The sequence below is a fragment of the Thioalkalivibrio sp. ALMg11 genome, assembly GCF_000377905.1.
GTDB lineage: Bacteria > Pseudomonadota > Gammaproteobacteria > Ectothiorhodospirales > Ectothiorhodospiraceae > Thioalkalivibrio.
The window spans coordinates 342,974-368,742 of record NZ_KB898874.1; the positions used below are offsets into that span (position 1 = coordinate 342,974).

Annotated in this window: 25 protein-coding genes; 11 read left to right on the forward strand and 14 right to left on the reverse strand. The window is 65.8% G+C overall.

The genetic code is table 11. The features are described from left to right. Nucleotides 1-40 precede the first annotated feature (40 nt). The 4 genes from D578_RS0109140 to leuC all read right to left on the reverse strand — a co-directional run bounded on the left by D578_RS0109140 (nucleotide 41) and on the right by leuC (nucleotide 4,466). Nucleotides 41-1,066, reverse strand: coding sequence for an aspartate-semialdehyde dehydrogenase (locus D578_RS0109140; protein WP_018145859.1), 1,026 nt, complete (start codon nucleotides 1,064-1,066; stop codon nucleotides 41-43). A 46-nt stretch (nucleotides 1,067-1,112) separates the two neighbouring features. After that, entirely contained in the window at nucleotides 1,113-2,186 is a 1,074-nt protein-coding gene (gene leuB / locus D578_RS0109145; RefSeq protein ID WP_196800676.1) for a 3-isopropylmalate dehydrogenase, read from the reverse strand. A gap of 225 nt (nucleotides 2,187-2,411) precedes the next feature. Beyond that, nucleotides 2,412-3,050, reverse strand: coding sequence for a 3-isopropylmalate dehydratase small subunit (gene leuD, locus D578_RS0109150; protein WP_018949663.1), 639 nt, complete (start codon nucleotides 3,048-3,050; stop codon nucleotides 2,412-2,414). Between the two features lie 3 nt (nucleotides 3,051-3,053). Continuing rightward, a complete protein-coding gene (gene leuC / locus D578_RS0109155) occupies nucleotides 3,054-4,466 on the reverse strand; it encodes a 3-isopropylmalate dehydratase large subunit (RefSeq protein ID WP_018949664.1) in 1,413 nt (470 codons plus the stop codon). Between the two features lie 492 nt (nucleotides 4,467-4,958). Here leuC and D578_RS0109160 point away from each other — a divergent pair, with 492 nt between their 5' ends. Beyond that, on the forward strand, nucleotides 4,959-5,840 hold the full coding sequence (locus tag D578_RS0109160; RefSeq protein ID WP_018949665.1) for a LysR family transcriptional regulator: 882 nt from the start codon (nucleotides 4,959-4,961) through the stop codon (nucleotides 5,838-5,840). 33 nt (nucleotides 5,841-5,873) lie between these two features. Here D578_RS0109160 and arsJ read toward each other — a convergent pair whose 3' ends face one another. The 3 genes from arsJ to D578_RS0109175 all read right to left on the reverse strand — a co-directional run bounded on the left by arsJ (nucleotide 5,874) and on the right by D578_RS0109175 (nucleotide 8,891). Beyond that, on the reverse strand, nucleotides 5,874-7,109 hold the full coding sequence (arsJ, locus tag D578_RS0109165) for an organoarsenical effux MFS transporter ArsJ (RefSeq protein WP_018949666.1): 1,236 nt from the start codon (nucleotides 7,107-7,109) through the stop codon (nucleotides 5,874-5,876). Between the two features lie 7 nt (nucleotides 7,110-7,116). After that, the gene (locus D578_RS0109170; protein WP_026289270.1) at nucleotides 7,117-8,130 is read right to left on the reverse strand and encodes an ArsJ-associated glyceraldehyde-3-phosphate dehydrogenase; all 1,014 of its coding nucleotides are present in this window, start codon (nucleotides 8,128-8,130) and stop codon (nucleotides 7,117-7,119) included. A 302-nt stretch (nucleotides 8,131-8,432) separates the two neighbouring features. Next, nucleotides 8,433-8,891, reverse strand: coding sequence for a TspO/MBR family protein (locus D578_RS0109175; protein ID WP_042798407.1), 459 nt, complete (start codon nucleotides 8,889-8,891; stop codon nucleotides 8,433-8,435). A gap of 194 nt (nucleotides 8,892-9,085) precedes the next feature. Between D578_RS0109175 and D578_RS0109180 the strand changes: the two genes are divergently transcribed. The 4 genes from D578_RS0109180 to D578_RS0109195 all read left to right on the forward strand — a co-directional run bounded on the left by D578_RS0109180 (nucleotide 9,086) and on the right by D578_RS0109195 (nucleotide 13,649). Next, nucleotides 9,086-10,315 carry an efflux RND transporter periplasmic adaptor subunit gene (locus tag D578_RS0109180; RefSeq protein ID WP_018949669.1) on the forward strand — a complete coding sequence of 410 codons (1,230 nt, stop codon included), beginning with the start codon at nucleotides 9,086-9,088 and terminating at the stop codon, nucleotides 10,313-10,315. A 120-nt stretch (nucleotides 10,316-10,435) separates the two neighbouring features. Further along, complete coding sequence (gene tnpA / locus D578_RS0109185; RefSeq protein ID WP_018949670.1) at nucleotides 10,436-10,879, forward strand: IS200/IS605 family transposase; 444 nt, start codon at nucleotides 10,436-10,438, stop codon at nucleotides 10,877-10,879. 17 nt (nucleotides 10,880-10,896) lie between these two features. Continuing rightward, nucleotides 10,897-11,985: a transposase gene (locus tag D578_RS0109190; protein WP_231364109.1), complete on the forward strand. Its 1,089-nt coding sequence runs from the start codon at nucleotides 10,897-10,899 to the stop codon at nucleotides 11,983-11,985. A 98-nt stretch (nucleotides 11,986-12,083) separates the two neighbouring features. Continuing rightward, on the forward strand, nucleotides 12,084-13,649 hold the full coding sequence (locus tag D578_RS0109195) for a TolC family protein (RefSeq protein WP_026289272.1): 1,566 nt from the start codon (nucleotides 12,084-12,086) through the stop codon (nucleotides 13,647-13,649). A 26-nt stretch (nucleotides 13,650-13,675) separates the two neighbouring features. Here the strand turns inward: D578_RS0109195 and D578_RS0109200 are convergent, their stop codons facing one another. Genes D578_RS0109200 through D578_RS0109210 form a run of 4 tightly spaced genes read right to left on the reverse strand, consistent with a single transcriptional unit; the run spans nucleotide 13,676 to nucleotide 15,137 of the window. Continuing rightward, nucleotides 13,676-14,251, reverse strand: a complete 576-nt coding sequence (locus D578_RS0109200) for a histidine phosphatase family protein (RefSeq protein ID WP_018949673.1) — start codon at nucleotides 14,249-14,251, stop codon at nucleotides 13,676-13,678. Continuing rightward, the gene (locus D578_RS16305; RefSeq protein WP_081617345.1) at nucleotides 14,248-14,400 is read right to left on the reverse strand and encodes a DUF2256 domain-containing protein; all 153 of its coding nucleotides are present in this window, start codon (nucleotides 14,398-14,400) and stop codon (nucleotides 14,248-14,250) included. The genes D578_RS0109200 and D578_RS16305 overlap by 4 nt, the downstream gene beginning before the upstream one ends. 1 nt (nucleotide 14,401) lies before the next feature. Then, entirely contained in the window at nucleotides 14,402-14,815 is a 414-nt protein-coding gene (locus D578_RS0109205) for a thiol-disulfide oxidoreductase DCC family protein (RefSeq protein WP_026289273.1), read from the reverse strand. Beyond that, a complete protein-coding gene (locus tag D578_RS0109210) occupies nucleotides 14,808-15,137 on the reverse strand; it encodes a hypothetical protein (RefSeq protein ID WP_018949675.1) in 330 nt (109 codons plus the stop codon). Before D578_RS0109210 ends, D578_RS0109205 begins: the two co-directional genes overlap by 8 nt. Nucleotides 15,138-15,367: 230 nt before the next feature. On the opposite strand from D578_RS0109210, the gene mtgA reads away from it, so the two are divergent. The 6 genes from mtgA to D578_RS0109240 all read left to right on the forward strand — a co-directional run bounded on the left by mtgA (nucleotide 15,368) and on the right by D578_RS0109240 (nucleotide 21,199). Continuing rightward, nucleotides 15,368-16,090 (forward strand): monofunctional biosynthetic peptidoglycan transglycosylase, encoded by a 723-nt coding sequence (mtgA, locus tag D578_RS0109215; RefSeq protein ID WP_018949676.1) that lies wholly within the window; start codon nucleotides 15,368-15,370, stop codon nucleotides 16,088-16,090. A gap of 115 nt (nucleotides 16,091-16,205) precedes the next feature. Then, nucleotides 16,206-18,518 (forward strand): mechanosensitive ion channel domain-containing protein, encoded by a 2,313-nt coding sequence (locus tag D578_RS0109220; protein ID WP_018949677.1) that lies wholly within the window; start codon nucleotides 16,206-16,208, stop codon nucleotides 18,516-18,518. Between the two features lie 141 nt (nucleotides 18,519-18,659). Then, nucleotides 18,660-19,346 (forward strand): zinc metallopeptidase, encoded by a 687-nt coding sequence (locus D578_RS0109225; protein ID WP_018949678.1) that lies wholly within the window; start codon nucleotides 18,660-18,662, stop codon nucleotides 19,344-19,346. Nucleotides 19,347-19,372: 26 nt separating this feature from the next. Beyond that, entirely contained in the window at nucleotides 19,373-20,023 is a 651-nt protein-coding gene (locus D578_RS0109230) for a class I SAM-dependent methyltransferase (RefSeq protein WP_018949679.1), read from the forward strand. Next, nucleotides 20,020-20,535, forward strand: a complete 516-nt coding sequence (locus tag D578_RS0109235) for an MOSC domain-containing protein (protein ID WP_018949680.1) — start codon at nucleotides 20,020-20,022, stop codon at nucleotides 20,533-20,535. Before D578_RS0109230 ends, D578_RS0109235 begins: the two co-directional genes overlap by 4 nt. Nucleotides 20,536-20,608: 73 nt before the next feature. After that, on the forward strand, nucleotides 20,609-21,199 hold the full coding sequence (locus D578_RS0109240) for a hypothetical protein (protein ID WP_018949681.1): 591 nt from the start codon (nucleotides 20,609-20,611) through the stop codon (nucleotides 21,197-21,199). 87 nt (nucleotides 21,200-21,286) lie between these two features. Here the strand turns inward: D578_RS0109240 and malQ are convergent, their stop codons facing one another. The 3 genes from malQ to glgC are packed head-to-tail and all read right to left on the reverse strand — an operon-like array spanning nucleotide 21,287 to nucleotide 25,769. Further along, on the reverse strand, nucleotides 21,287-22,762 hold the full coding sequence (gene malQ / locus D578_RS0109245; protein WP_026289274.1) for a 4-alpha-glucanotransferase: 1,476 nt from the start codon (nucleotides 22,760-22,762) through the stop codon (nucleotides 21,287-21,289). Between the two features lie 3 nt (nucleotides 22,763-22,765). Beyond that, nucleotides 22,766-24,514: a glycoside hydrolase family 57 protein gene (locus D578_RS0109250; RefSeq protein ID WP_018949683.1), complete on the reverse strand. Its 1,749-nt coding sequence runs from the start codon at nucleotides 24,512-24,514 to the stop codon at nucleotides 22,766-22,768. After that, nucleotides 24,504-25,769: a glucose-1-phosphate adenylyltransferase gene (gene glgC / locus D578_RS0109255; RefSeq protein ID WP_018949684.1), complete on the reverse strand. Its 1,266-nt coding sequence runs from the start codon at nucleotides 25,767-25,769 to the stop codon at nucleotides 24,504-24,506. Before glgC ends, D578_RS0109250 begins: the two co-directional genes overlap by 11 nt.

The following is a 25,769-nucleotide window of genomic DNA, read 5'->3' on the forward strand; positions in this document are numbered from 1 at the left end:
GATGTACCGGGTAGTGTCCCCGGCGTTTTCCCGGATTAAATCACAGGTAATCGCGGATCAAAACCTCCGCGATCTGAATCGTGTTCAGCGCGGCCCCCTTGCGCACGTTGTCCGAGACCACCCAAAGGTTCAGCCCACGGGGGTGCGAAATGTCCTCGCGGATGCGCCCGACGAACACTGCATCCTTGCCGGAACCCTCGGTCACCGCAGTCGGGTAGCCCCCGTCCTCGTGCTTGTCCAGCACCGTGATTCCCGGTGCGCCGGAGAGGATCTCGCGCGCCTTCTCCGCACTGATCTTCTCGCGCGTCTCGATATGCAGGGCCTCGGAATGCCCGTAGAACACCGGAATGCGCACGGCGGTCGGGTTCACCAGGATGGACTCGTCGCCCATGATCTTCCGGGTCTCCCAGACCATCTTCATCTCTTCCTTGGTGTACCCGTTGTCCTGGAAGACGTCGATGTGCGGCAGGGCATTGAACGCGATCTGCTTGGGATACACATTGCACTCCACCGGACGGCCATTCAGCAACGCCGCCGTCTGGTGCGCCAGCTCCTCGATCGCCTCCTTGCCGGTACCGGACACGGCCTGATAGGTCGCCACGTTGATACGCTCGATGCCCACCGCGTCGTGCAGCGGCTTCAGCGCCACCAGCATCTGGATGGTGGAGCAGTTCGGGTTCGCGATGATCCCGTGTTTCGTGTAATCGCCCACCGCATCCGGATTCACCTCCGGGATCACCAGCGGGATCTCCGGGTCGTAGCGGAACTGGGAGGTATTGTCGATCACGACACAGCCGGCCGCCGCCGCCTTGGGCGCATATTCCGCGGACACCGAGGCACCCGGCGAGAACAGCCCGATCTGCACCGTGGAAAAATCAAAAGTCGCCAGGTCCTCGACCTCCAGCTCGCGCCGGCCGTAGTCGACCGTCTTGCCCACCGACCGCGAGCTGGCCAGGGCATGCACGCGCCCGATCGGCAGGTCGCGCTCGGCCAGGATGGACAGCAGGGCCTCGCCGACGGCGCCGGTTGCACCGACCACGGCCACGTCAAATTTGCGGTCACTCATTGTTAATTCCTGGTTGAACTTTATTCTTCAAGGGTCTGATAAACTATCAGTCGTCCAGTGCAGCTACTAGGGCGTCGCCCATACCCTGCGTACCCACCAGCTTCATGCCTTCACCGAAGATGTCCGGCGTACGCAGGCCCTGATCCAGCACCCGACCCACCGCGGCCTCGATGCGCTCCGCCAGGTCGTTGCGGTTCAGGCTGTGGCGCAGCAGCATCGCGACCGACAGTACGGTCGCCATCGGGTTGGCCTTGCCCTGCCCCGCGATATCCGGCGCCGAACCGTGAATCGGCTCGTACAGACCTACGCCCTCGCTGTTCAGCGAGGCGGACGGCAGCATGCCGATGGAGCCGGTCAGCATCGCCGCCGCATCGGACAGGATGTCGCCGAACATGTTACCGGTGACCATCACGTCGAACTGCTTCGGATCGCGCACCAGCTGCATCGCGGCGTTGTCCACATACATGTGGGACAGCTCGACCTCGGGGAATTCCTTCCCGACGCGCTCGACCACCTCGCGCCACAGCTCGGAGACCTCCAGCACGTTGGCCTTGTCCACCGAACACAGGCGCTTGCCCCGCTTCATTGCCGCCTCGAAGCCGACCCGCGCGATCCGCTCGATCTCCGACTCGCTGTAGGCCGCCGTGTTGAAGCCGTAGCGTTCCCCGTTTCGCTCCTCGATCCCGCGCGGCTGGCCAAAATAGATCCCCCCGGTCAGCTCGCGCACGATCAGGATATCCAGCCCGCTGACCACCTCCGGTTTCAGCGTGGACGCCGAGGCCAACTGCGGATACAGGATCGCCGGGCGCAGGTTCGCGAACAGGCCCAGATCCGAACGGATTCCCAGCAACCCGCGCTCCGGGCGCAGATCGCGCTCCAGCGACTCGTACTGCGGCCCGCCGACCGCACCCAGCAGGATCGCGTCGGCGCGGCGCGCCGCCTCGCGGGTCGCCTCCGGATACGGGTGACCCGCCGCGTCGTGCGCCGAGCCCCCGATGAGGCCCTGTTCGATCTCCAGATCCAGCCCGCCGATCTCGCCCACGCGCTCCAGAACCTTCAGCGCCTCGGCCACGATCTCGGGCCCGATCCCGTCTCCAGGCAATACAAGAATTCGGCTCACAAACGACTCCCAACCATCGGATTAATATTCAAATTCATTCATCGCCCCCTGTAGGAGCCGAGCCCCTTCGGCGATGGGGCCTCCGGTAAGCCCTAGGCGGCCCGAGGACAGGCTCGTAAACCTCCATGGCCCCGAGCGCGCAGGAGCCAAACCTCTCGGCGAGGGGGCTTCCGGGCGCGGCCAATCGGCCAGAGGGCTGGCCTCCTACAGGTTAAACCTCACCCTCTACGACGCCATCCACGGCCGCTCCTGACGCTGGCGCTCCTCGTAGGCACGGATGTCCTCCGCGAACTGCAGCGTCAGGGCGATGTCGTCCAGCCCGTTCAGCAGGCGATGGCGGCGATCCTCGTCGAGCGTAAAGCGGAATACCGTCGCGTCCGGCGCTGTCACGGTCAGCGCTTCCAGGTTCACTTCGACCTGGGCACCCGGGTTCGCCTCCACCTGGTCGAACAGGCTTTGCACCTCGTCCTCGGCCAGCACCACGGGCAGCAGCCCGTTCTTGCAGCTGTTGGAGAAAAAGATGTCCGCGAACGACGGCGCGATCACCGCACGAAAACCGAAATCGGTCAGCGCCCAGACCGCGTGCTCACGGGAGGAGCCGCAGCCAAAGTTCTTGCGCGCCAGCAGGATGGTCGCCTCGTCAAACGGCGCCTGATTCAGCACAAAGTCCGGGTTCGGCCGGCGCTTCGAGCCGTCCATGCCCGGCTCGCCCGGGTCCAGGTAGCGCCAGTCGTCGAAGGCATTCGGGCCAAAGCCCGTGCGCTTGACCGACTTCAGGTACTGCTTGGGGATGATCGCGTCGGTATCCACGTTGGAGCGGTCCAGCGGCGCGACGATCCCCTTCTCTACGGTAAAGGCCTGCATCGCTTACGCCTCCTTCAAAGCAGACGGTTCAATGAAGTGCCCGGCCACCGCGGCCGCGGCGGCCAGCGAAGGGCTGACCAGATGCGTGCGTCCACCCTGCCCCTGACGGCCCTCGAAGTTGCGGTTGGAGGTGGAGGCACAGCGTTCGCCCGGTTCCAGGCGGTCGGCATTCATCGCCAGGCACATCGAGCAGCCCGGCTCGCGCCACTCGAATCCGGCGTCCAGGAAGATGCGGTCCAGCCCTTCCTGCTCCGCCTGCTGCTTCACCAGCCCGGAGCCCGGCACCACCATCGCCAGCGTAATGTTGTCGGCCTTTTTGCGGCCCTTCACCACTTCGGCGGCGGCGCGCAGGTCCTCGATGCGCGAGTTGGTGCAGGAGCCGATGAACACCTTGTCCGGACGGATCTCCGTCATCGGGGTATTCGGCTTCAGGCCCATGTACTCCAGCGCCCGCTGCATGCCTTCGGCGCGCACCGGATCGCTCTCGGCCGCCGGGTCCGGCACCCGGCCGTCGATCGGCGCGACCATCTCCGGCGAGGTGCCCCAGCTCACTTGCGGGGCAATCGCGGCGGCATCCAGCTCCACCACCGCGTCGAACTCGGCGTCCGGATCGGAGACCAGCCTGCGCCAATACTCGGCGGCGCGTTCGAACATCTCGCCGGTCGGCGCCTGCGGCTTGCCACGCACGTATTCGATGGTCTCCTCGTCCACCGCGACCATGCCCGCCCGGGCCCCGGCCTCGATCGACATGTTGCAGACACTCATCCGCCCCTCCACCGACAGGCTACGGATCGCCGAGCCAGCGAACTCGATCGCATAGCCCGTACCACCGGCGGTGCCGATGCGACCGATAATCGCCAGCACCACATCCTTGGCCGTCACGCCCGGGCGCAACTCGCCCTCCACGCGAACCTGCATGGCCTTCGTCTTCTTCTGCCACAGGCACTGCGTGGCCAGCACATGCTCCACCTCGGAGGTGCCGATGCCGAAGGCCAGCGCGCCCAGCGCGCCATGGGTAGAGGTGTGCGAGTCTCCGCAGACCACGGTCATCCCCGGCAGGGTCGCGCCCTGCTCCGGGCCGATCACGTGCACGATGCCCTGGCGCACGTCGGCCATCGGGAAGAACTTCAGTCCGAGGCTCGTGACGTTGGCCTCCAGGGTCTCCACCTGGATGCGCGAGACCGGATCCGCGATCCCCTGGTCGCGGTTCTCCGTGGGCACGTTGTGGTCCGGCACCGCCAGCACGGAATCCCCGCGCCACGGCTTGCGCCCGGCCAGCCGCAGCCCCTCGAAGGCCTGCGGACTGGTCACCTCGTGCACCAGGTGGCGATCGATATAGAGCAGCGTCGAGCCATCCGGCTCCTCGCGCACCACATGCGCCTCCCACAACTTGTCGTACAGGGTCTTGCCTGCCATTCCTTACTCCCGCGGCCGTGCCGCGTTCTATCGTTCTTGCGTTCCACCGGCGCTATACAGGCCCGCCCTTGCACGGCGTCGCCACAAGCACCGTCATTGCGAGGAGCCGAAGGCGACGCGGCAACCTCCGTCCGGAACCACCGGATTCCTGATACCGGCGCTCTGCCAGCTTCAGGAGGTTACTCGCTGCGCTCGCCCTTCGGGCCTGCCTGCGGCCGTTCAACGCGCTTCGCGCTTTTGTGCCGCGTCGCTACGCTCTTCGCAATGACGGTGCATCTGGCAATGCCTCGCCATGACGGTGCCTTCTCCAGCGCCTCGCAATGACGTCGTTTCATGACGCCCGTTGATCTAGAGTCTGGGCCCGCCCCGGTATTCTTTCAAATCCGATTTCTTATCCGTATCATTCCATACAGTTATACAAGGGGCGCCGGACCACGCCGAGTCCGGCCATCGAACTGAGCATTATCTCACGCAGGGACTGGAGAGACACCGATGCGCCCGGAACAACTCAGCGTCGAATCCCTGCAGGCCTTTGTGGCGGTCGTCGACACTGGCGCCTTCTCCGCCGCGGCCGAGCGGCTGCACCTGACCCAGCCCGCGATCAGCAAGCGCATCCAGACCCTGGAGGCCACGCTGGAACGCCCCCTGTTCGAGCGCCAGGGCCGCCGCGTACGCCCGACCGAGGTCGCGGAGCGCCTGCTGCCCGAGGCCCGCGAGATCCTCGCCCGCCTGCGCGCCATCGAGCAGCAGGTGGCCGACCTCGATCAGGTCGTGCGCGGACGCATCCGCCTGGCCACCTCGCACCACATCGCCCTGCACCGCTTGCCCGCACCACTGTCGGCCCTGCGCGAGCGCTACCCGGAGCTGGAACTGGAACTCGCGTTCATGGATTCGGAGGCCGGCATCGAGGCCGTAATGCACGGCGACGCCGACCTGGCCCTGGCTACCCTGCCGCATGAACTGCCAAAAAACGCCGAGGCCCACACCGTCTGGACCGACCAACTGGTTCCGATGACCGCCCGCAACCGGGCCCAGGATACCCCGCTGGATACGCTCCAACGCCTGCACGACTGGCCGGCGATCCTGCCACCGGTCGACTCCACCACCCGCCGCCAGATCGATCAGGCGCTGGCCGCGCAGGGCCTGCACCCCACCGCCGCCCAGGAAAGCCCCTACCTCGAAGTCATCCGCATGATGATCACCGCCGGCCTCGGCATCGGCTTCCTGCCCCGCACCATGGCCACTGCCGACCTCGCGGTACTCGACTGGCCCGGCGCGCCCATTACCCGCCACCTCGGCTGGGTCCGCCACGCCGACCGCTACCGCTCCCGCACCCTTGCGGCCGTCATCGAGGAATTAGAGGTAGCGGATTGAAAGAATGAGGTGACCGACCCGATTTCGATTCTTTCAGATGCGTGCGCGTTCGCGCGGGAGGAGGGACGAGATCATCCAGGTGGCGAAGATGAACAGGGTGGAGGCGATCAAAGCGCCTTCCAGGCCCCAAACCATGAAGATGGCACCGGAGGCGACGGTGCCGACCAGCCGGCCGCCGGCATTGGCCATGTAGTAGAAGCCGACCTTCATCGCGACGCGGTCAGCGTCGGCATAGTCGAGGATCAGGAAGGAGTGGACAGCCGAGTTGATCGCGAACACAACGCCGAACACGCCCAAGCCGACCATCAGCACCCAGGCCGGGTCCAGGCCCACCTCCAGACCGATCACGATGGCGATGGGCAGCAGCATCAGGATGAAGGCCCAAAGCCGCGCAGTGAGGCCGGTCGGGTGCACCCCGCCCTTGCCCAGCAGGCGTGGCACGGAGGCCTGCACGATGCCGTAGCCGATCACCCACAGCGCGAGGAACGCGCCGACCTGCATGTGGTTCCAGTCCAGCGTGGCGCTGAGGAACACCGGCAGCGCGACCACGAACCAGACATCACGCGCGCCGAACAGGAAGAAGCGCGCCGCCGAGAGCACGTTGATCGCGGCGGAATTGGAGAACATCTGGGTGAACTTCGGCTTGCCACCGACCTTGCCGAGACCGCGCGGCAGGCCCACCACCGAGAACAGCATCACCACGGCGAGCATCCCGGCGAGGATCACCAGCGCCATCTGGAAGCCCACCGTGTAGAGCAGCGCACCACCGGCGAAGAAGCCGACACCCTTCAGCGCGTTCTTGGAGCCGGTCAGCACCGCAACCCAGCGGAACAGCCGCCCCTCCCCGGTCCCGGCGATGAGCTTCACGCCGGATTTCGCGCTCATCTTGTTCAGGTCCTTGGCGATCCCGGACAGGGCCTGCGCAAACATCACGTAGGCCACGCCCAGCCACGCCTCGGGCACCGTGAGCATCAGCAGGGCCGCCACCTGCAACAGCGTCCCGCCAATCATCGTGGTGTTCACCCCCAGTCGTGCGGCCAGCCAGCCGCCAGTCAAGTTGGTGATCACCCCGAACAGCTCGTAGAACAGGAACAGGAAGGCGATCTCCAGCGGGCTGTAGCCCAGCTGGTGGAAGAACAACACGACCAGCATGCGGATCGCGCCGTCGGTCACGGTAAACGCCCAGTAGTTCGCGGTGATCCGCGCGTAGGCGCCCAGCCCCAGGGTGGGCGGTCCGCCCGGGTCTGGCTGGTCGGCCGCTCCGCTCACGTCCGCCTCAACCCCCCAGCTTGGCGACGCGGGCGACCAGCTCGACCAGCCGGTTTGCGTAGCCCCACTCGTTGTCGTACCAGGCCAGCACCTTCACCTGCGTGCCGTCGACCACCATCGTGGACTGGGCATCCACGATGGACGAGCGCGGGTCGGTGCGGAAGTCGCTGGAGACCAGCGGGCGTTCCTCATAGCCGAGGATGCCGTTCAGATCGCCACTCGCCGCCTCGCGCAGCAGGCCGTTGACCTCCTCCACCGTGGTCTCGCGCGCGGCCTCGAAGGTGAAATCCGTGAGCGACGCATTCATCAGCGGCACGCGTACCGCATGGCCGTTCAGCCGCCCGTTCAGTTCGGGGAAGATGTCGCCGATCGCCCTGGCCGAGCCGGTGGTGGTCGGGATCAGATTCAGCCCGGCGGCACGGGCCCGACGCAGGTTGTCGCGCGGCAGGTCCACCGGCGACTGGGTGGCGGTCATGTCGTGCACAGTCAGGATGGTCCCGTGGCGGATCGACAGCGCCGGATGCAGCACCTTGACCAGCGGCGCCAGGCAGTTGGTCGTGCAGGAGGCGGCGGTCACTACGTGGTGTTTTTGCGGGTCGTAGGCCGCATCGTTCACGCCCATCACCACGTTCAGCGCGCGCTCGTCCTTCACCGGCGCCGCCACGACCACATTGCGAACATCGGCCACGAAATGCGGCTCTAGAGTCTCGATGCTCCGAAAGGCGCCAGTGGCGTCGATCACGATCTCCACGTCGGATTCGCCCCACGGCACGTCGGCCGGCTCTGCGAAACTCGTGTGCCGCACCTCGCGCCCGTCGATGCGAATGCGCTCCGCCTCGGCCACGGGCTCGCGGCCCCAGCGCCCGTGCACGGAATCGAACTCCAGCAGATGCCCAGTGACGGTCCCGTCCGCCGCGACCTCGTTCAGGTGCACGACCTCGATGTCGTCCCGGTCCCAGGCGGCGCGCAGCGCCAACCGACCAATCCGCCCCATCCCATTAATGCCTACGCGCACTGCCATGGAGCCACTCCCGCGAAAAATCGCGTCAGGATACCCCGCTCACATGACAAACGCATGACGCCCGACCGCCAAAACCCGTTTAACCACGAAGCCCACGAAGACACGAAGAAGGGCCGAGGCTGAACAGCAAGAGGGATCGAGAAACGCTGGCGGTCGTTCTGCCCGCTGTCGCCACCCCAGAACGTGCGCCAATTCCCTTCGCTATTCGTCTTGTGTCCTCCGGGCACTCTTTGACAACAGGCCTTTGTTCTTCTTCGTCTTCGTGGGCTTTGTGCTTGCCTGTCAGTTTTGGCGGCAAACCATCAATTGAGCCAGACGATTCCGGCGTTGAGGTAGATGGCGAAGCCGACCCACAGCAGGTACGGCACCAGCAGGGCTCCGGCGATGCGGTCGATGCGCCAGAAGGCAATCAAAGTGGCCAGGATCAGCGGCCACAGGATCAGGATCTCGGCGAGCGCCAGATCCGGGCGCTGAAGGCCGAAGAACAGCACCGACCATCCGAGATTCAGCGCGAGCTGAGCCAGGAACAGGCCCAGCGCAATCGGCGCGCCGGTCAGGCCGACGCGGCGCCAGACATGCCAGGCGGCGAGGCCCATCAGGCCGAACAGCACACTCCAGACCGGGCCGAACACCGCGTCCGGCGGATTCAGCGGCGGGCGCGCCAGCGTCGGATACCAGTCGCCGACCGAGAGACTGGTCGCCCAGCCACCCAGCCCGGCCACTGCAAAGACCAACACCATCCAGGCCAGCAGCCCGAGCATGTCCATAGCGAAGAAACGCCGGGGTGGGCGGGAGGGACTGGCCGGATCGGATGTCGTCACGGAATTCTCCTTGTGCTCGGGGGCCCCACTGCGGGTTCGATCGAGTCGGCGACGGAATCCGAAGGGAATTCATGCGGGATTCAGTCACCCACGCGACACTCTCACCTGACAACCCTGGATACAAGCGAGTTGCAATGCCCCGCCCCGCAACCCTGATCACCGCGACCCTGTTTCTCCTGGCCGCCGGCATCCTCGGCTGGATGCTGCTGGGCCCGGAAGACGACACCGCGCCAAGCGATCGCCCCGGCGGCGGCGAGACCCGACCGGTCGCGGTAGCCGTTGCCGGCATCGAGGCACGCGGCCTGGTCGAACGCCGGCGCTTCACCGGCAGCATCGAGGGCGCGGATCGAATCGAAATCACCCCCCGTGTGGGCGGACGTGTGGCCAATATCTTCGTGAATTTGGGGGACCGCGTGGAACCCGGCGATCCCCTGTTGCAGCTGGACACCGAGGAGTTCGAACAGGACGTGGCCCAGGCGGCGGCGGAACTGGAAGTCGCCGAGGCCAGCCTGGCCGAGGCCCTGGCCAGCCGCGATGCGACCCGGCGCGAGCTGCAGCGCACCCGCGAATTGCGCGATCAGGGCATCGCCTCGCGCTCGGAGCTGGAGGCCGCGGAAACCGAGGTGGCCCTGGCGCAGACCCGCGTCGCCCTGGCCGAATCTCAGATACGGCAGCGGCGCTCCGCGCTGCGTACCCGCGAAATCCAGCTGGGCTATACCCGCATCGAGGCTGGTATGGCCGGCAGCGCCCGTTGGGTGGCGGAACGCCACGTCGATCCCGGCACGGTCATCAGCGCCAACGAGCCCGCACTGGCCCTGGTCCGGCTGCAGCCGGTGCGCGCCATCCTGGCCGTTACCGAGGCGGACTATGGTCGGCTGTCGCCGGGCCAGGAGGCCCGGGTGCACACCGCCGCCTACCCCAACAAGGGATTTGCCGGAACCATCGCCCGGATCGCTCCCGAGTTTCGCCCCGGATCGCGTCAGGCTCGGGTCGAGGTGGAGATCCCCAACGAAGGTGACCTGCTGCGCCCGGGCATGTTCGTCGAGGCCGCCATCACGCTGGGGCAGCGCGACGCCGTCCGCGCCATCCCGCGCGACGCGATTATCCAGCGCGAGGCCGGCCCCACCGTGTTCAGTGTGGACCCCAGCGGCGAACGCCCGCAGGCCCGCCGCCACCCGGCCGTCACCGGCATCCGTGATGGCGACTGGGTCGAACTGCTGCAACCGGATTTGGCGGAGGGGACCGAGGTCGTGGTTCTCGGCCAGCACCTGCTCGCGGACGGCACCCCGCTGCGGCTGACCGACCCACGCAACGTGCCAGTCGGCGACGGCGCGTCCGAAGCGATCGAGCCGGAAACGCCGTGAACCCAGCCCGTCTCACCAAAAAGGCGCGAGAAGCCCCTGGCTTTAGCCATGGGGAGGGATAGCGCCTGTTTTCCGTATTCGGGTTGTGCTAACCGGTATTGCTCTGGATAATACCTCTCTATGGAGTATCGATCCAACCGCAACGTGGTGTTTGCCTGCCAGTACTATGTCATCTTCTGTCCGAAGTATCGGCGGAAAGTGCTGGTCGGCGAGGTGAGCGAGCGGCTGAAGGTCATTGCCCAGGACGTGGCGGCTGAAAGCGATGTGGAGATCATCGAGATGGAAACGGATCGGGATCACATCCATCTGCTGGTCAGCGTTGACCCCCAGTGGGGCATTGCCCGTTTCGTCAAGACGCTCAAGGGACGCAGCTCCCGGATGCTGAGGGCGGAGTTCCCGTCCTTGCGGAGCAAGCTGCCCACGCTGTGGAGCAACAGCTACTTCGTCTCAACGGTCGGCGGGGCGCCTTTGGCAATGGTCAAGCAGTACATCGAAAACCAGCCGACCTCCGAGCGCCCGAAAGAGCGTGAGAAGTGGGCGCGTTATCTTGAGGGTCTGGATTGACCGCACCGACCCAAACCGTGATCAAGACCCTCAGCGTGCGGGTGAAGGACCGGCACGCCAGGGTGCTGGATCGGATGGCGATCGAGACCAACCAGGTCTGGAACCTCGCCAATGAAATGGCCTATGAGGCATGGCATGTGCCGGTGCCGGGCGTGGGCTGGATCCAGGGCATATGGCGGTCTGCCTTCGACATCCAGAAGGCGATGGCCGGCATCAACAAGCAGCGTGGCTGGATGATCGGCTCCGCCGTCATTCAGGAAATCATCGCCGTGCATGGGAAGTCCCGAAACCAGTTCAAACGCAGCAAGCTGCGCTGGCGGGTCTCCCGGGGCGCGAAGCGTAGCCTGGGCTGGATCCCGTTCAAGTCCCGAGCCGCTCGGTTCGAGGGCGGGAAGGTCCGCTTCGCCGGGCAGAGCTTCTCCGTGTGGGACAGCTACGGCCTCGATGACTTCCAGTTCCGGGCCGGCAGTTTTGCGCAGGACGCGCGCGGACGCTGGTACTTCAATGTCCAGGTCGAGGCGCCGGTTCAGCCCCGTTCCGAAGGCACCCGGGCCATCGGCATCGACCTTGGGCTCAAGGATGTCGCTGCGTGTTCGGACGGCACCCGGCTCGAAGGGCGAAAGCCCTATCGGACGCTGGAGCAGAAGCTGGGCATCGCCCAGCGTGCGCGCAAAAAGCAGCGCGCCAAAGCCATCCACGCCAAGATCAAAAACCAGCGCAAGGATGCGCTACACCAGTTCAGCAGCCGCCTCGTTAAACAGAACGCTGCGATCTTCGTCGGCAACGTGAGTAGTTCCAATCTGGCCAAAACCCGCATGGCGAAGTCCGTGCTGGACGCCGGGTGGTCCATGCTCCGAACCCAACTCCAGTACAAGGCGATCGCGCATGGGGTTTGGTTCGAGGAAGTCGACGAAGCCTATACCACCCAAGCCTGTTCGTGTTGCGGCGCTATCGGCCCCAACAGTCCGAAAGGTAGAGCAGGCCTTGGAATAAGAGAATGGACCTGTCATGCGTGCGGTACCGCGCATGACCGCGACATCAATGCCGCAAGGAACATTCTCGCGCTCGGGCACGAGCGTCTCGCAGGAGGAATCCCCCGGGTTTAGCCGTGGGGAGGGTGTCAACCTGGTGCTGATCCCGACGCTGTACCACCGTCGAAGCCAACAGCACGGCCATGAACCCGTCTACCGGATGCCCGTCGACCATGCCTAGCCTTATCTCTGCCCTTCCGCTCCTCATGTTGGCTCTGATCGCGCCGGCCTACGGGGAGGACACGACCGATGACGGCCTGCGTCTGACGCTGTCGGCCGAAGAATTGCTGGAACAACGCCCGTTCGCCCGCCGCGAAGTGGCGGAACAGAGCCTTTCCCTTGAAGAGGCCGTAGCGCGCGCCCTGGAAGGCAACCGGGGGCTGCGCGCCGAGCGGCTGCAAACGGCAATCGCCGGTACCTTCGAGGCTCAGGAACGTGCGGTTTTCGATCCAGCGCTATTTGCCGACATCGATATCTATCGCGACCGAGAGACTGATGAATCCGAGGGCCCTACACGGGATTTCTTCTTTGGCGAGCGACGGGGGCAAGTCGGATTACGACAGTCCCTGCCTACGGGCACAGACCTAACCCTGTCCGTTCGCAGCTCTCGTGCCAACAGCTCTTTTCAAGACCAGAGCGAATACACTACCCGCGCCGGCCTGAGCCTGACTCAGGCATTACTGCGCGGGGGGCGGATCGAGTCCAACCTGGTGCGCCTGCGGCAGGCCAGCCTGGACGCGGAGGCCTCGGAATACGAGGTGCGCGGGTTCGTCGAACAACTGATCACCGATGTGGAAAGCCGCTACTGGGACCTCGTACTGACCGACGAACAGATCGCGATCTTCGAAGAGGCCCTGGCCGTCGCGAGCCAGCAGCTTGACGAGACAGAACGCCGTATCCGTGCCGGGGACCGCCCGGAGACCGAGGCCGTCTCGGCCCGCGCGGAGGTGGCACTGCGTCGCCAGGGACTGATCGATGCCCGTAGCGAACGGGCCCTCGCACAGGATGCGCTGGCGCGCCTGATACAAGGGGACGGCAATCTGTGGGATACCCGCCTGGAGGCCCGCTCGGAGCCGGACCTGGAGCGCTACCATCTCGAGCCACTCGATACCTATGTCGCTCTCGCCCGCGATCACCGCGCCGACCTCAACGAGACCCGGCTACGCGTCCAGCGCGACGAGCTGGAGGTCATCCGCACCCGTAACGGGCTATTGCCGCGCCTGGACTTCTTTGTGCGCGTTGGCCAGTCCGGCTATGCCGAGAGCTTCGGCCAGACCTTCCGAGCCAGCCAGGGCGACGGCTATGACCTGGCCGCCGGTCTGCGCTTCGAGATGCCGATCGGCAACCGTTCCGCCGAGGCCGCGCACACCCGCGCACGGCTCACCCGCCTGCAGATCCAGGAGACCCTGGCGAATATTGAACAGCTGGCCATCGAGGATGTCCGCGCGCGCTGGATTGACGCGGCACGCATCCGCGAACAGATCCAGGCACAGAAGGAAACGGTCGAGTTGCAGGAAGAGCTGCTGCGCGTGGAGCAGACGCGCTTCCGGGTCGGCGCCGGTACCGCCCTTGGCGTCTCCCAGGCCCAGCGCGACCTGCTCGAGAGCCGACTCAACCTGACCGAGACGGTGGTGCGTTTCCGTCAGCTCACGACCGAACTACTGAACGCCAGCGGCACCCTCCTGCTGCACCGCGGCATCGATGCCCCGGGTGCCGATCGCGTGGAGCTACGGCTGTAGGGGACCGCGGTTCCAGCCCTGCGGGGCTATTCGTCGACCGGGCGCGCATTGCCCTCGGCATCGATGGTCACCACCAGCATGGCCCCGGCTCCGATGCTGCGTCCGGATAGATCCATGATGTTGGCCCGGTGGGTCACGTAGACCGCCGGCCCTTCCGCTTGCCGATATTCCTCGGCCAGGTGCTCGCGCCAGCCACGCATGCGTCGCTCGCGGTGCTGTTCGTTGGCCCGGAACACCGAGCCCATGGCCTCCAGCACCTCCGGCTCACCAAAGCCCAGAAGCGCTGCAGTATCCCGGTTGCGGCACCAGGGTCCGGAAAACACACGAAGCTCCTCCAGGCCGGCCGCCCTCAGGCGTTCGCCGATCTCGCGAGCCTGCGCCCGGCCCTCCTCGGAGAGATTGCGCTGGGTGGAACAGTCCCCAACGTCGAATCCCGAAGGGTCGCCGATCCCCGGCGCTATGGCATGGCGCATCAGCAGGATGCGATGAGGCTCCTGCAACTGCGCCACGATCGCACGTTCCTCCGCCAGGTCGCCCGCCAACAGCGGCGGAGTCACCGCGAACACCGCCATCCAGAACACCAGAACGACAAAGCGCTTCATGACGCCGATTTCCTCGAACGATGACGCCGGCAGGCGTCAGAGCAATAACGCACCTCATCCCAGCACCGAGCCCACTTGCGCCGCCACGCAAACGGCCGACCGCAGACCGCGCAAGTCTTCTCCAGCAGATGCGGTTTCGCGTGCGCCATGTCAGCGGTCCGGGTTACAGACCCCGTCGTCGCAACGCGAGCGCCAGCGGTAACGCGCGAACACGTTGTAAACACGATCCATCAGCCAGACGATCGGCGGCAGGCGATGCAGCACACCGCCGAGCCAGCGGTAATACGGCAGGTGCCGCCAGACCAGCACGAAGGCCCAGGCGCCGCTGCGAATGCGCCCGTCGCTGCTGATGGCATGCATGCGCTGCATGGCCTGATCCCAGGTAATCCCCCAGGCTTCCAGCGGCGCGGAATCGGCATAAATATCGCGCCAATCGATCGCGCCCGCGGTATCGAGGCGCTGGTAGTGGCCGATCTCGCGCCGGCAAAGCGGACAGCCGCCGTCGAAGAACACGACCGGCCTTCCCGGCGCCTCGGGGCGTTGGTCTAGGTGGTTTTCAGGCATGCCCCACCGGCCCCGTCTGCTGGTGCCGGGCATCATCGAGGGAGTTCAGTGCCCGCTCGACCACATCACGCGCCAGATCCTGCGTCATCTCGGGGTGGGCCGGGATCATCTCGGTGCGCACGGCCAGGGCCATTGCCAGGGCTTGGAGCACGTCGCCGTTGCAGGTATCCCCCAGCACGCCGATCTCGTTGTCGAGGGTGTCGGTCAGGCGATCCAGCAACTGTTGCACCCGCACCGCGGAACCGGTCTCGGGGTGCAGACGGAAGTCGAAGGACACGGCCTCGCCGCTCGGGGTGACATAGCGATAGGGCAATACGTCCATGGCTTTCTCCTTCGCGAACGGTTGGGGGATGACGGCGAATTTCGGGGGCGGCCTTTAACCCCCTTCGTCATTGGGCCACGAAATGGCCAAACAGTTCGACGCGCGCCGACGAGGGCTTTGGCGAACGCCTATCCCACCCGGCGAGCGCAAGCGTTATCCTTGCGCCCCATGAGGACCCATTCCCGGACCGCCATCTCTGTGCACGCCCGATGCAAAGTGCTGACACCGTAATGGCCGCTCGCCGCAAGCGGCGCCCGCTCCGTCGTCTGCTGTACTGGACCGGTGGGCTGCTCGCGTTCCTGCTGGCGCTGGGGATCGGGGCGATCCTGGCCCTGGTGGTGCTGTTTGCCCGTGTAGACCCGCCCTACGGCATGGCCATGGTGGTGGCCACCGACTGGCAGACCGCCTCCAACCGGCGCCCGGACTGGCAACGCCTGGACGACCTGCCCCGCCACCTGATGCTGGCGGTGATCGCGGCCGAGGACCAACACTTCCCCAATCACAAAGGGTTCGACTGGGGCTCGGTGCGCCAGGCGCTCAGCGATCACGCGCGCGGCGGACGCCTGCGCGGAGCCAGCACCATCAGCCAGCAAACCGCCAAGAACCTCTTTCTGTGGCACGGCCGCTCCTGGGCACGCAAGACGCTGGAGGCCGGGTTCACCTTCGGCATGGAAACCCTCTGGCCCAAGCGGCGAATCCTCGAGATCTACCTCAATCTGGCGGAATGGGGTCCCGGCATCTATGGCATCGAGAACGCCGCCCAGCACTACTTTGGGGTCTCCGCCACCGAGCTCGATCGCCATCAGTCCGCGCGCCTGGCCGCCATCCTGCCCAGCCCCGGGCGCATGAACCCGGTACGCCCGGGGCCCAACCTTGATCGGCGGATCGTCTGGGTCGAGCAGCAGATGGCCCAGCTGGGCATCGCATGGCTGGATCCGATGCTGCTGGAATAAAGCCTGCGCGCAGGCCACCAAAATTGTGGCACGGAACTTCCAGCCTTTAGACTGCCTCCGACTGACCTGCACCGGGGGCATGCAAGGACGCCCCTCCCAGACATTGAGGTTTGCCGTGACCCATCTGCGCGCGCCGCGTATTTTCTTCTCCCACCTGCTCGTCCTTGTCGCTCTGCTACTGCTTCTGCCCCTCGGGGCCGCATCCGCGCAGGGTGCCGGCCAGCAAGATTCCGGCGGCGATCTGCGGCAAATGCTCATCGACGCGCTGGAGAACGAGGAGGCCCGGGAGGACCTGCTCGAGGCCCTGCGCGCCGACAGCGGCTCCAGTGCCGAGGACTCCGCTACGGATGATCCGCCGATCGACACCGGCGAGAGTGAATCCGCCGCGCGCCAGATTGCCCAGCTGACCCAGTCACTGGCCGAGGGCACGGTCGCCGAGGTCCGGGCCCTGAACGACATCGCAGTGGATATCGTTGAGCGCGTTCGCGCAGTCGAGCCCACCGTATTCGGGCTGGCTGTCCTGGATCTCGCCTTCATCATCGTGTTCACCGTGGTGGTGTTTTTGGTGCTGCGAAAACTGGGCGCGCCATGGTTTACCCGACTTGATCGCTGGGCCTTGAATGCGGCCGAGCATATGCGGCTCATGCGGGCGCTGCCGGCCGTGGTCCTGGCCGCGGCCATCGACTTCCTCGTCGTGATCCTCGCCTGGCTGGCCGGCTATGCACTGGCCCTGTTCGTGCTCGGCGACTCGGGCGAGATGAACACCCGGCACTCGCTGTTCCTGAACGCCTTCCTGCTGATCGAGGTGACCAAGGCGGCGCTGCGCCTGATCTTCGCCAGCCGCTACCACGGCCTGCGCCTGCTGCCGATGGCCGGGGACGAGGCCGCCTACTGGAACGCCTGGCTGGCCCGCATCGTGGGGTATATCGGCTACGGCCTGTTGCTGCTGGTCCCGATCACCAACAACCAGATCTCCTCCGAGGCGGGCCGCTCGCTGGGGCTGATCGTGATGCTGACGGCGTTCCTGTACGCCGCCGTAATCATCCTGCAGAACCGCACCCGGGTGCATGACCGCCTGATCAGGTTGGCCAACAAGGCGCAGTACGCCTTCACCCGCATGTTGATCTCGTTGCTGGCGAACTTCTGGCACTGGATCGCTCTGGTCTACTTCCTGGCCCTGGCCGTGGTCAGCATCACCCGACCGGAAGATGCGCTCCCCTTCATGGCCAAGGCGACCGGACAGACCCTGCTCGCCATCTTCGTGGGCATCTTCGTCGCCAACCTGCTGACCCAGCTGATCGGCCGCCAGATTCGGGTGCCCGAAGAGACCCGGGAGAAATTCCCGTCGCTGGAGCCACGCCTGAACTCCTACATCCCCAACGCGCTGAGGGTGATGCGCCTGGTGATCCTGCTGATCGTGCTGGCCGTGGTCGCGGATGCCTGGGGTGTGTTCAGCCTGACCACCTGGCTGGCCTCGGATATCGGCATGGCAGTACTGGGCACCGCGATCTCGGTGGCGCTGATCCTGCTGGGCGTGCTGGCCGTCTGGCTGGTCTTTGCCAGCTGGGTCGAGCACCGCATGAACCCGAACACCGGTGGCGGCGGGCCGACCGCCCGCGAGACCACCCTGCTGACGATCTTCCGCAACGCCATGGCCATCGTGCTGATCGTGTTGACCACCATGATCGTGCTCGCCGAGATCGGCGTGAATATCGGCCCGCTGCTGGCCGGTGCCGGTGTCCTCGGCCTGGCGATCGGCTTCGGTGCGCAGAAGCTAGTCCAGGACGTGATCACCGGCGTGTTCATCCAGCTGGAAAACGCGATCAACGTCGGCGATGTGGTCACCGTGGCCGGCACCACCGGCGTGGTCGAGCGCCTGACCATCCGCTCGCTGGGCGTGCGCGACCTGTCCGGGACCTATCACCTGATCCCGTTCTCGTCCGTGGATGCGGTGGCCAACTACATGCGCGAATACGGCTATCACGTCGGCGAATACGGCGTGGCCTACCGCGAGGACATCGACGAGGTCATCGTGCGCCTGCGCGAGGCCTTCGAAGAACTCAAGGAAGATCCGGTGCAGGGGCCGAACATCCTCGACGAGATGGAGGTGCACGGCGTCACCTCGCTGGCCGACAGTTCGGTTAACGTGCGCATCCGCATCAAGGCCCTGCCGGGGACCCAGTTCGGCCTGGGCCGCGCGTTCAACCGCCTGGTCAAGAAGCACTTCGACGCAGCCGGCATCGAGATCCCGTTCCCGCACCAGACCATCTACTTCGGTCAGGAGAAGGACGGCGGCGCCCCGGCGGCCAACCTACGACTTCTGCAGGAGAAACCCGCCAACGAGCAGGATGACGAGGACTACTCGGATGACCAGCGGGCGCGGCCGAATCCGAAGCGCAAGGGCGACTACGACGAGGCCGACGACTGAAGCACTTGTCCGTGAGCGAGGCTCGCACACGCCCACCCCCTGCTACCGCCAGGTCGCTAGCGAGGGCTTCGTGGGCGAACTCGCTCCCAGCAATCCTGCTGGCTCTTTTCGGCGCCCGGGACTTCGGGCGATCATGAACATATGCGTCTGCTGATCCTTCTTGTGCCTCTGCTCCTGCTCGTTGCCTGGGCACCCGGCTGGTGGGTCCGCCACACCATGAAGAAATACCATCGCCCGGCGGACCGCTACGATGGCTCCGGCGCGGAACTGGCGCGCGAGCTGCTGGACCGCCACGGGCTGCACAAGGTCCAGGTGGAAACCACGAAGGACGGGGATCACTACGACCCTGCCTCCCGCACCGTGCGCCTGTCACCGGAGAACCACGACGGCCACTCGCTGACGGCGATTACCGTGGCCGCCCACGAGGTCGGCCACGCAGTGCAGCACGCTCAGGGCTACGCGCCACTGCGCATGCGCAGCACACTGGTCGGTCTGACGCGCTACGGCCAGCAAATCGGCGCCTGGCTGCTGATCGCCATTCCGTTCATTACGCTGCTGGCGCGGCATCCGGCGCCGGGGATCCTGTTTTTCCTGGCCGGGGTGCTGTCCATGGGCCTGGCCGCACTGGTCCACTTCATCACCCTGCCTACCGAGTTCGACGCCAGCTTCCGTCGTGCCATGCCGATGCTGCGCGAGGGCAACTACCTGCACCCGCCCGACTATCCGCATGCCGAACGCATCCTGAAGGCGGCGGCCTATACCTACCTGTCGCAATCGCTGATGAGCCTACTGAACATCGCCTCGTGGTTCCGGTACCTGCGCCGATGAAAGTTCCCGCCCCGGACGCCTGTCCGTTGTGCGGGCAGCCCACCCATCCGTTTCACCATCGCGGGATCGGCGACGCCTCACCCGGGGACTATCGCCGCTGTCGGCACTGCGGCGTGATCGCGCTGGAACGCAACGCCTGGCCCTGCCGCGAGGTGGAGCGGGCGTATTACCGCACCCACGAGAACCGGCCGGATGATCCCGGCTACCGTGCCCATCTGCAGCGGCTGACCGAACCACTGGTCAAGGCACGGCCACCCCCGGCCCACGGCCTCGACTGGGGTTGCGGCCCGCAACCGGTACTCGCCGGGCTGTTACGAGAATGCGGCTACACGATGGAGTTCTGGGACCCGGCCTTTGCCCCCGCACAACCCGATCCGCCCGAATACGGCTGGGACTTCCTCACCTGCACCGAGGTCCTGGAACACCTGCACAAGCCCATGAACACGCTGGGAACCATGGTCGCCGGACTGCGCCCCGGCGGGGTCCTTGCCGTGATGACCGAATGGCCGCCTGCGGCGGCCGGCTTTCGTCGCTGGCACTATCGCCGCGACCCCACCCATGTCGCCTTCTACGGTCCGGCAACACTCCAGTGGATTGCCTCCCGCCTGGGATGCAGGCTGGACCTGCCTGCCCCCGATATCGCCCTGCTCACACGTACAGGAGACCGCCCGCAATGATCAACCGACTGCGTACCTGGCGCCCGGAGTGGTTCGGTCTGACCATCGCGCACCTGCAGGCGATCCACGTCTGTGCCGCTGCTGGCGACCCGATGGATTCGGTAGAGTCCATTGAAGCCATTGCCGGCAGCGGACTCCAGGGCGATCGCTATGCCACCCATCGCGGACACTGGCACGCGGTCGAGAGCTGCCCGGTCACCCTGATCACATCGCCGGAACTACAACGGGCGTCACACCGCCGCGGCCGCCCGATCGCCCCCGGGGAACATCGCCGCAACCTCGTGGTCTCCGACTGGTACCGCATACCTCGCCAGAGGGGCTTTCTTCGGATCGGAGAGGCCGTCCTGACGGTCGGTCGTCCACGCCCGCCCTGTGGGTATCTCAACCAGCTAGTGGGCTACAACCTCGCACGAGCCCTCGGTCTCGACAGCGGGATTTGCCTTGAAGTCGTGCATTCCGGGGCCCTTCGCGTCGGCGACCGGGTGAGCTGGCACCCGGGTGGTCCCGCATGATTCGGCCACGCTTGTTAAGCTGGGGTTAAGTGCCATTGATTACGATAGACATGTATTCACGAGGAGAAACTTTATGAAGATTCGTTCCCAGTCCCTCGCCGGACTGATTGCCGCCGCCGCGCTCGCGCTGGCCAGCCCGCTCGCCATGGCCCAGGGCATGGGCCAGGGGCAAGGTCAGGGCGGCATGGGCATGCAGGGTGGCCAGGGCGGCAACCCGCAGATGGAGATGCAGCAGCTCCAGCAGACCCTCGCCGAGACCCAGCAGCAGGCCATCGAGAACAACCCCCAGCTGGAACAAAAGGGTGAACAACTGGAGAACCTCGTGCTCGACAAGATGGAGTCCGCCGGCTATCAGCCGCGCCGGGATCTGGAGACCCTCGAGTCCGCCGAAGACCGGTTGCGCGATCCGGACCTGAGCTCGGAGCAGCGTCAGGAAGTCATTCAGTCCGAGGACGTTCAGCAGGCTCAGATGAACCTGCAGGAAGCCCAGCAGGCCGTCGCGGAAGACCAGGAAATCCGTCAGGCGCAGGAATCCCTGCGTGAGGAGCTGATGGCCGCGATGCGCCAGGAAAACGCCGATATCGACGACGTGATCGAGCGCATGCAGCAAATGCAGCAGCAGATGCAGCAGCAACAGGGTGGCCAGGGCGGCATGATGCGCTAATCGCGCAACGTCCCCGGCTACAAAGAGAGCCCGGCCCCTGCAAAGGGACCGGGCTTTTTTCATGTCCGCTGTACGCGCGTCTGGCGGTCAGTCGAGACGCCGTGTCTCCATCGCAAGGGCTCGCAAGGCCTCGGTCTGCCCATCGGGCAACTGACTCCAGTCAAAGCGCCAGCGCCAGTTGCCGTTACCCACCGTGCCGGGGGTGTTCATGCGCGCCTCCGACTCGAGGTGCAGGGCGTCCTGCATCGGCAGGATCGCAAGCTGCGCCGGTGAACGACAGGCCGCACGGATCAGCGGCCAGGGCATCTCCTCGGCCGGGCCCTCATCCAGTGTCCCGATCACATGCTCCTGCATGGCCGGCTCCAGGGATCGAAACCAGCCCAGCGTGGTGTCGTTGTCATGGGTCCCGGTATACACCGCACTCAGTTCATCGTGGTTCGCCGGCAGGTAGGGGTTGTCGTCGCCGCCTTCGAAGGCGAACTGCAGGATGCGCATGCCCGGCAGGTCGAAGCGCAGGCGCAACGCCGTGACCTCCGGGGTAATCACGCCCAGGTCCTCCGCCAGCAGCGGCAGCACGCCCAGGCGGGCCTGCAGCTGCTCGAAGAAGTCGTCACCCGGCCCGGGCACCCAGTGGCCCTGAGTCGCATCCGGCTCGCTAGCCGGCACCGCCCAGCTCGCCTCGAAGCCGCGGAAGTGGTCGATGCGCACGGCATCCACTGTCTCCAGCGTCCAGCGCATGCGCTCCACCCACCAGTCGTACCCGCGCTCGGCGAGACGATCCCAGCGATAATGCGGATTGCCCCAGCGCTGCCCGGTCTCGGAGAAGTAATCCGGCGGCACCCCGGCAACGGTCTGCGGATGCCCGGTGGCGTCCAGGTCGAACAGGTCGCGATGGGCCCAGACCTCGGCGGAGTCGTGGGCCACGAAGATCGGCATGTCACCGAGGATCAGGATGTCCTGCTTGCGTGCATGCTCGCGCACATCCTGCCACTGGTCGAACAGCACGAACTGGGCGAAGCGCACGGCCTCCAGGGCATCGGCCGCTTCAGCCTCCACGGCCGCCAGGGCGTCCGGATCGCGGTCGCGCAAAGCGGCCGGCCATTCCCACCAGGGGCGACCGTCCTCGCGGGCGCAGATGACCACGAAGCGCGCAAAATCATCCAGCCAGACCGGGCCCTGGGCATCACGGAAGGCCTGGTAGGCCTGCGCCCAGCCCTCGCCCGCTTGCTCCAGCCGCTCCCGCGCCTGTTGCAGCAGGGTCTCGACCGGCACGCCGTCCGCATCCAGGCCCGCCCGTTCTGCCAGCCGTTGTGGATCAATCAGGCGTACGTCGCCGGCAAAGGCAGAGATGCTGGCGTAGGGGGAACCGTCTTCCTGCGGCGGATGCAACGGGAGGATCTGCCACAGGCTGAACCCGGCGTCGCGCGCCCAGTCGAGAAAGCGAAACGCCTCGTGCCCGAGGGTACCCACCGCGCCCGGGCCCGGCAGCGAAACGGGATGCAGCAGCACGCCAGCCCGGCGGCGCTGCATCAACGGATTACAGTGATCTTCTCCCGTCACCATCGACTACTGCCCCTTGCGCATGGTCCCGCCCGCAGCCGGATCGCCACCGCCAACCGAAAGCACCTCGCCCAGCGACTCGGGCACTTCCAGGTCCGCCAGCTGGTACAGCCGCGCCAGATGACGCCGGTAGAGCTGTTCGAAGTCGCTGACCGAACCGGCCGGGTTGTATTCCCCGAACCACCAGCACCAGTCGGACCCTTCGCAGACCGCCAACTGCTTGCGCAGTTGCGGCGTATCCAGCGCAGGGCGCCGCGCGATCGCCTGATCCACCGCCGTCCAGGCCTCGATCAGGCGGTCCCAGCCGAGATTCTTGTCCGGGTCGCCGATCCAGGTGGAGAAGGTCCCGTAGACCCAGGACCCGGCCACCATGCCCGGCAGCTCGCCGCGATCCGCGCGCGGCCCGCTGCGCTGGCAGACGTCGGAGAAGGTACACAGGTTCAGTCGCGGGTTTTCGGCCAGGCGCTCGTACAACGCCCGCAGGAAGTGGAAGCCGTTGTCTGGGTAATACTCCCAGGCGTTCTCGCCATCCAGGATCACCGCCACCACGCCACCCTCGGGCGACACCGCGGCGATGTTTTCCAGGTGATGAACAAAATCGCCCACTGCATCGTCGGCATGCCAGTCGGCATAGCGAAAGCCGATGGCGTCGGACAGCCCGTCATCACGGAAGAAGATCTCGGTTTTGGCATCCGCAAGACGGTAGGGTCGGTGCAGCCAGCCCTCCTGTTCCGCCGAACCGGTGTTGGATTCGGCCGTCTGCCCGGCTGCGGCCAGGCTGTTACCCAGCACGGTCTGACCACTGGCGGTCCAGCAGATGTCGTAGTCGTCCAGCAAGCGTACCGTCGCCTCGCTGATACCGCCTTCCGACGGCCAGCAGCCGCGCGGACGGAAGCCGAAATACTGCTCGAACACCTCCAGCCCGCGTTCGATGTGCCAGCGCACTCGGGCCTCACCATCCGGGTAGGTCGGGGCCTGTGGCAGGGCAATATCCGGCATCGCATCGCGAGCGGAATCCAGATCCAGCAGCAACGGCACGATCGGATGGGCATACGGGGTAAACGACAACTCCACCCGCCCCTGCTGCGCCAGCTCACGGTAGCGCGGCAGGATCCCCTTGACCTCGTCGCGGATCAGTTTCAGCAACCGCCCCCGGACATCGCGATTGAAGGCGGTATCGACCTTCAGCCAGCCCTGCACCTCGGGATAGGCCCGGCGCACGGTCTCGCCCAGCCAGGCCAGGTGGTAACAGGTGGCCAGGTCCTGGAAATAGCGATTGTCGAGGTGCGCCAGCAGCACCGGGTCCTCCAGCGCCTGGCGCGCCAGGGCCGCCAGGCGCTCGAACAACGGGAACGGCTCGATCATGCGTGGGGCATGTGCCCGCAGGCATACCCGCAGGATCTCGCGGCGCTGCACCGGGTCCACCGGCACGATGTCCATCTGCAACAGGTCCAGCACCGGATCGCCGAAGCTCGAGTGGTTGCCAATGCCGTTCTCCAGCCGCTCGCCGTAATCGGCGATCTGCTCCAGCAGGATCGGGGCGAAGTTCACCACCGCGCGCGCCTGGGGGCAGGCCTCCAGGTGCGCGGCCATGTCGGTGTAGTCCTTCAGCGCATGCAGGTAGGTCCACGGCAGCACGTATTCGCCGCTACCGGAATCAAAATACTGCGGCTGGTGCATGTGCCAGCACAGCACCACATCGAGCTGCGGCGGCTGGGTGGCGAGCGCAGTGCTACTGCCGGATTCAGCGGACATGGTGTGTCGCCTGGCCCAGCATCTCGGGCGTCACCACCCGGACACCGCCCGGGGAGACGAAGTAGTCGCGGGCATCCGCCTCGTCATCCACCCCGATCTCGGTCCCGTCCGGCACCTTGCAGCCCTTGTCGATCACCGCGTTGCGGATCACGCAGTTCTCGCCAATGGTGACGCTCGGCAGAATCACCGAATCCTCGACCGTGGCGCAGGCATTCACCTGCACGTTGGAGAACAGCAGCGAGTGGCGCACGGTACTGCCGGAAATGATGCAACCGCCGGACACCATGGAGTCGATCGCCATACCGCGGCGGTCCTCGTCGTCGAACACGAACTTGGCCGGGGGCAGCTGTTCCTGGTAGGTCCAGATCGGCCATTCCGAGTCGTACAGGTTCAGTTCCGGGGTCACGCCGATCAGCTCCAGATTGGCCTTCCAGTAGGAGTCGATCGTCCCCACGTCGCGCCAGTAGCTCTGGCGTACGCCCTGCTCGTCGCGGAACGGATAGGCCATCACCTGATGCCGCTCGATGATCTCGGGGATGATGTCCTTGCCGAAGTCATGGCTGGAAAAGGTGTCGTCCGCATCCTTGACCAGCTGATCGAACAGAAACTGTGTATTGACCACGTAGATCCCCATGGAGGCCAGCGAGTGGGTCTTGCTGCCCGGGATCAGCGCCGGATCCTCCGGCTTCTCGGCAAACGACGTGATGCGGCTGGAGGCATCCACACCCATCACCCCGAAGGCCCTGGCATGCTCGCGCTCCACCTCCAGGCAGCCCACGGTCATGTCCGCGCCGCTCTCCACGTGGAAGGCGATCATCTGGCCGTAGTCCATCTTGTAGATGTGATCCCCGGCCAGGATCAGCACGTAGCTCGGATTGTGCTGCCGAATGATGTCGATGTTCTGATAGACCGCATCGGCCGTCCCGGCATACCAGGAGGTCTCGATACGCTGCTGCGCCGGCAGTAGCTCGATGAACTCGCCGAACTCCCCGCGCAGGAAGCTCCAGCCGCGCTGCATATGCTGGATCAGCGAATGGGCCTTGTACTGCGTGACCACCGCCACCTGGCGGATGCCCGAGTTGATACAGTTGGACAGGGGAAAATCGATAATGCGGAACTCGCCCCCGAAGGGCACGGCCGGCTTGGCCCGCCAAAGCGTCAGTTGTTTCAGTCGCGAGCCACGCCCGCCGGCCAGGATCAGGGCCAGGGTCTCCCGGGTCAGGCGGCTAACGTAGCGTTGCGGTTGCGGAGTCAT

Bases quoted from the DNA above. Each gene is read 5' to 3' on its own strand.
- D578_RS0109235 (WP_018949680.1), top strand. From the start codon at position 20,020: ATGATCAACCGACTGCGTACCTGGCGCCCGGAGTGGTTCGGTCTGACC.
- tnpA (WP_018949670.1), top strand. From the start codon at position 10,436: ATGGAGTATCGATCCAACCGCAACGTGGTGTTTGCCTGCCAGTACTAT.
- D578_RS0109210 (WP_018949675.1), bottom strand. From the start codon at position 15,137: ATGGACGTATTGCCCTATCGCTATGTCACCCCGAGCGGCGAGGCCGTG.
- D578_RS0109195 (WP_026289272.1), top strand. From the start codon at position 12,084: ATGCCTAGCCTTATCTCTGCCCTTCCGCTCCTCATGTTGGCTCTGATC.
- leuC (WP_018949664.1), bottom strand. From the start codon at position 4,466: ATGGCAGGCAAGACCCTGTACGACAAGTTGTGGGAGGCGCATGTGGTG.
- D578_RS0109250 (WP_018949683.1), bottom strand. From the start codon at position 24,514: ATGTCCGCTGAATCCGGCAGTAGCACTGCGCTCGCCACCCAGCCGCCG.
- mtgA (WP_018949676.1), top strand. From the start codon at position 15,368: ATGGCCGCTCGCCGCAAGCGGCGCCCGCTCCGTCGTCTGCTGTACTGG.
- D578_RS0109175 (WP_042798407.1), bottom strand. From the start codon at position 8,891: ATGCTCGGGCTGCTGGCCTGGATGGTGTTGGTCTTTGCAGTGGCCGGG.
- D578_RS0109205 (WP_026289273.1), bottom strand. From the start codon at position 14,815: ATGCCTGAAAACCACCTAGACCAACGCCCCGAGGCGCCGGGAAGGCCG.
- D578_RS0109225 (WP_018949678.1), top strand. From the start codon at position 18,660: ATGCGTCTGCTGATCCTTCTTGTGCCTCTGCTCCTGCTCGTTGCCTGG.
- D578_RS0109240 (WP_018949681.1), top strand. From the start codon at position 20,609: ATGAAGATTCGTTCCCAGTCCCTCGCCGGACTGATTGCCGCCGCCGCG.
- D578_RS0109170 (WP_026289270.1), bottom strand. From the start codon at position 8,130: ATGGCAGTGCGCGTAGGCATTAATGGGATGGGGCGGATTGGTCGGTTG.
- leuD (WP_018949663.1), bottom strand. From the start codon at position 3,050: ATGCAGGCCTTTACCGTAGAGAAGGGGATCGTCGCGCCGCTGGACCGC.
- D578_RS0109140 (WP_018145859.1), bottom strand. From the start codon at position 1,066: ATGAGTGACCGCAAATTTGACGTGGCCGTGGTCGGTGCAACCGGCGCC.
- malQ (WP_026289274.1), bottom strand. From the start codon at position 22,762: ATGGTGACGGGAGAAGATCACTGTAATCCGTTGATGCAGCGCCGCCGG.
- glgC (WP_018949684.1), bottom strand. From the start codon at position 25,769: ATGACTCCGCAACCGCAACGCTACGTTAGCCGCCTGACCCGGGAGACC.
- D578_RS0109180 (WP_018949669.1), top strand. From the start codon at position 9,086: ATGCCCCGCCCCGCAACCCTGATCACCGCGACCCTGTTTCTCCTGGCC.
- D578_RS0109160 (WP_018949665.1), top strand. From the start codon at position 4,959: ATGCGCCCGGAACAACTCAGCGTCGAATCCCTGCAGGCCTTTGTGGCG.
- D578_RS0109200 (WP_018949673.1), bottom strand. From the start codon at position 14,251: ATGAAGCGCTTTGTCGTTCTGGTGTTCTGGATGGCGGTGTTCGCGGTG.
- D578_RS16305 (WP_081617345.1), bottom strand. From the start codon at position 14,400: ATGGCGCACGCGAAACCGCATCTGCTGGAGAAGACTTGCGCGGTCTGC.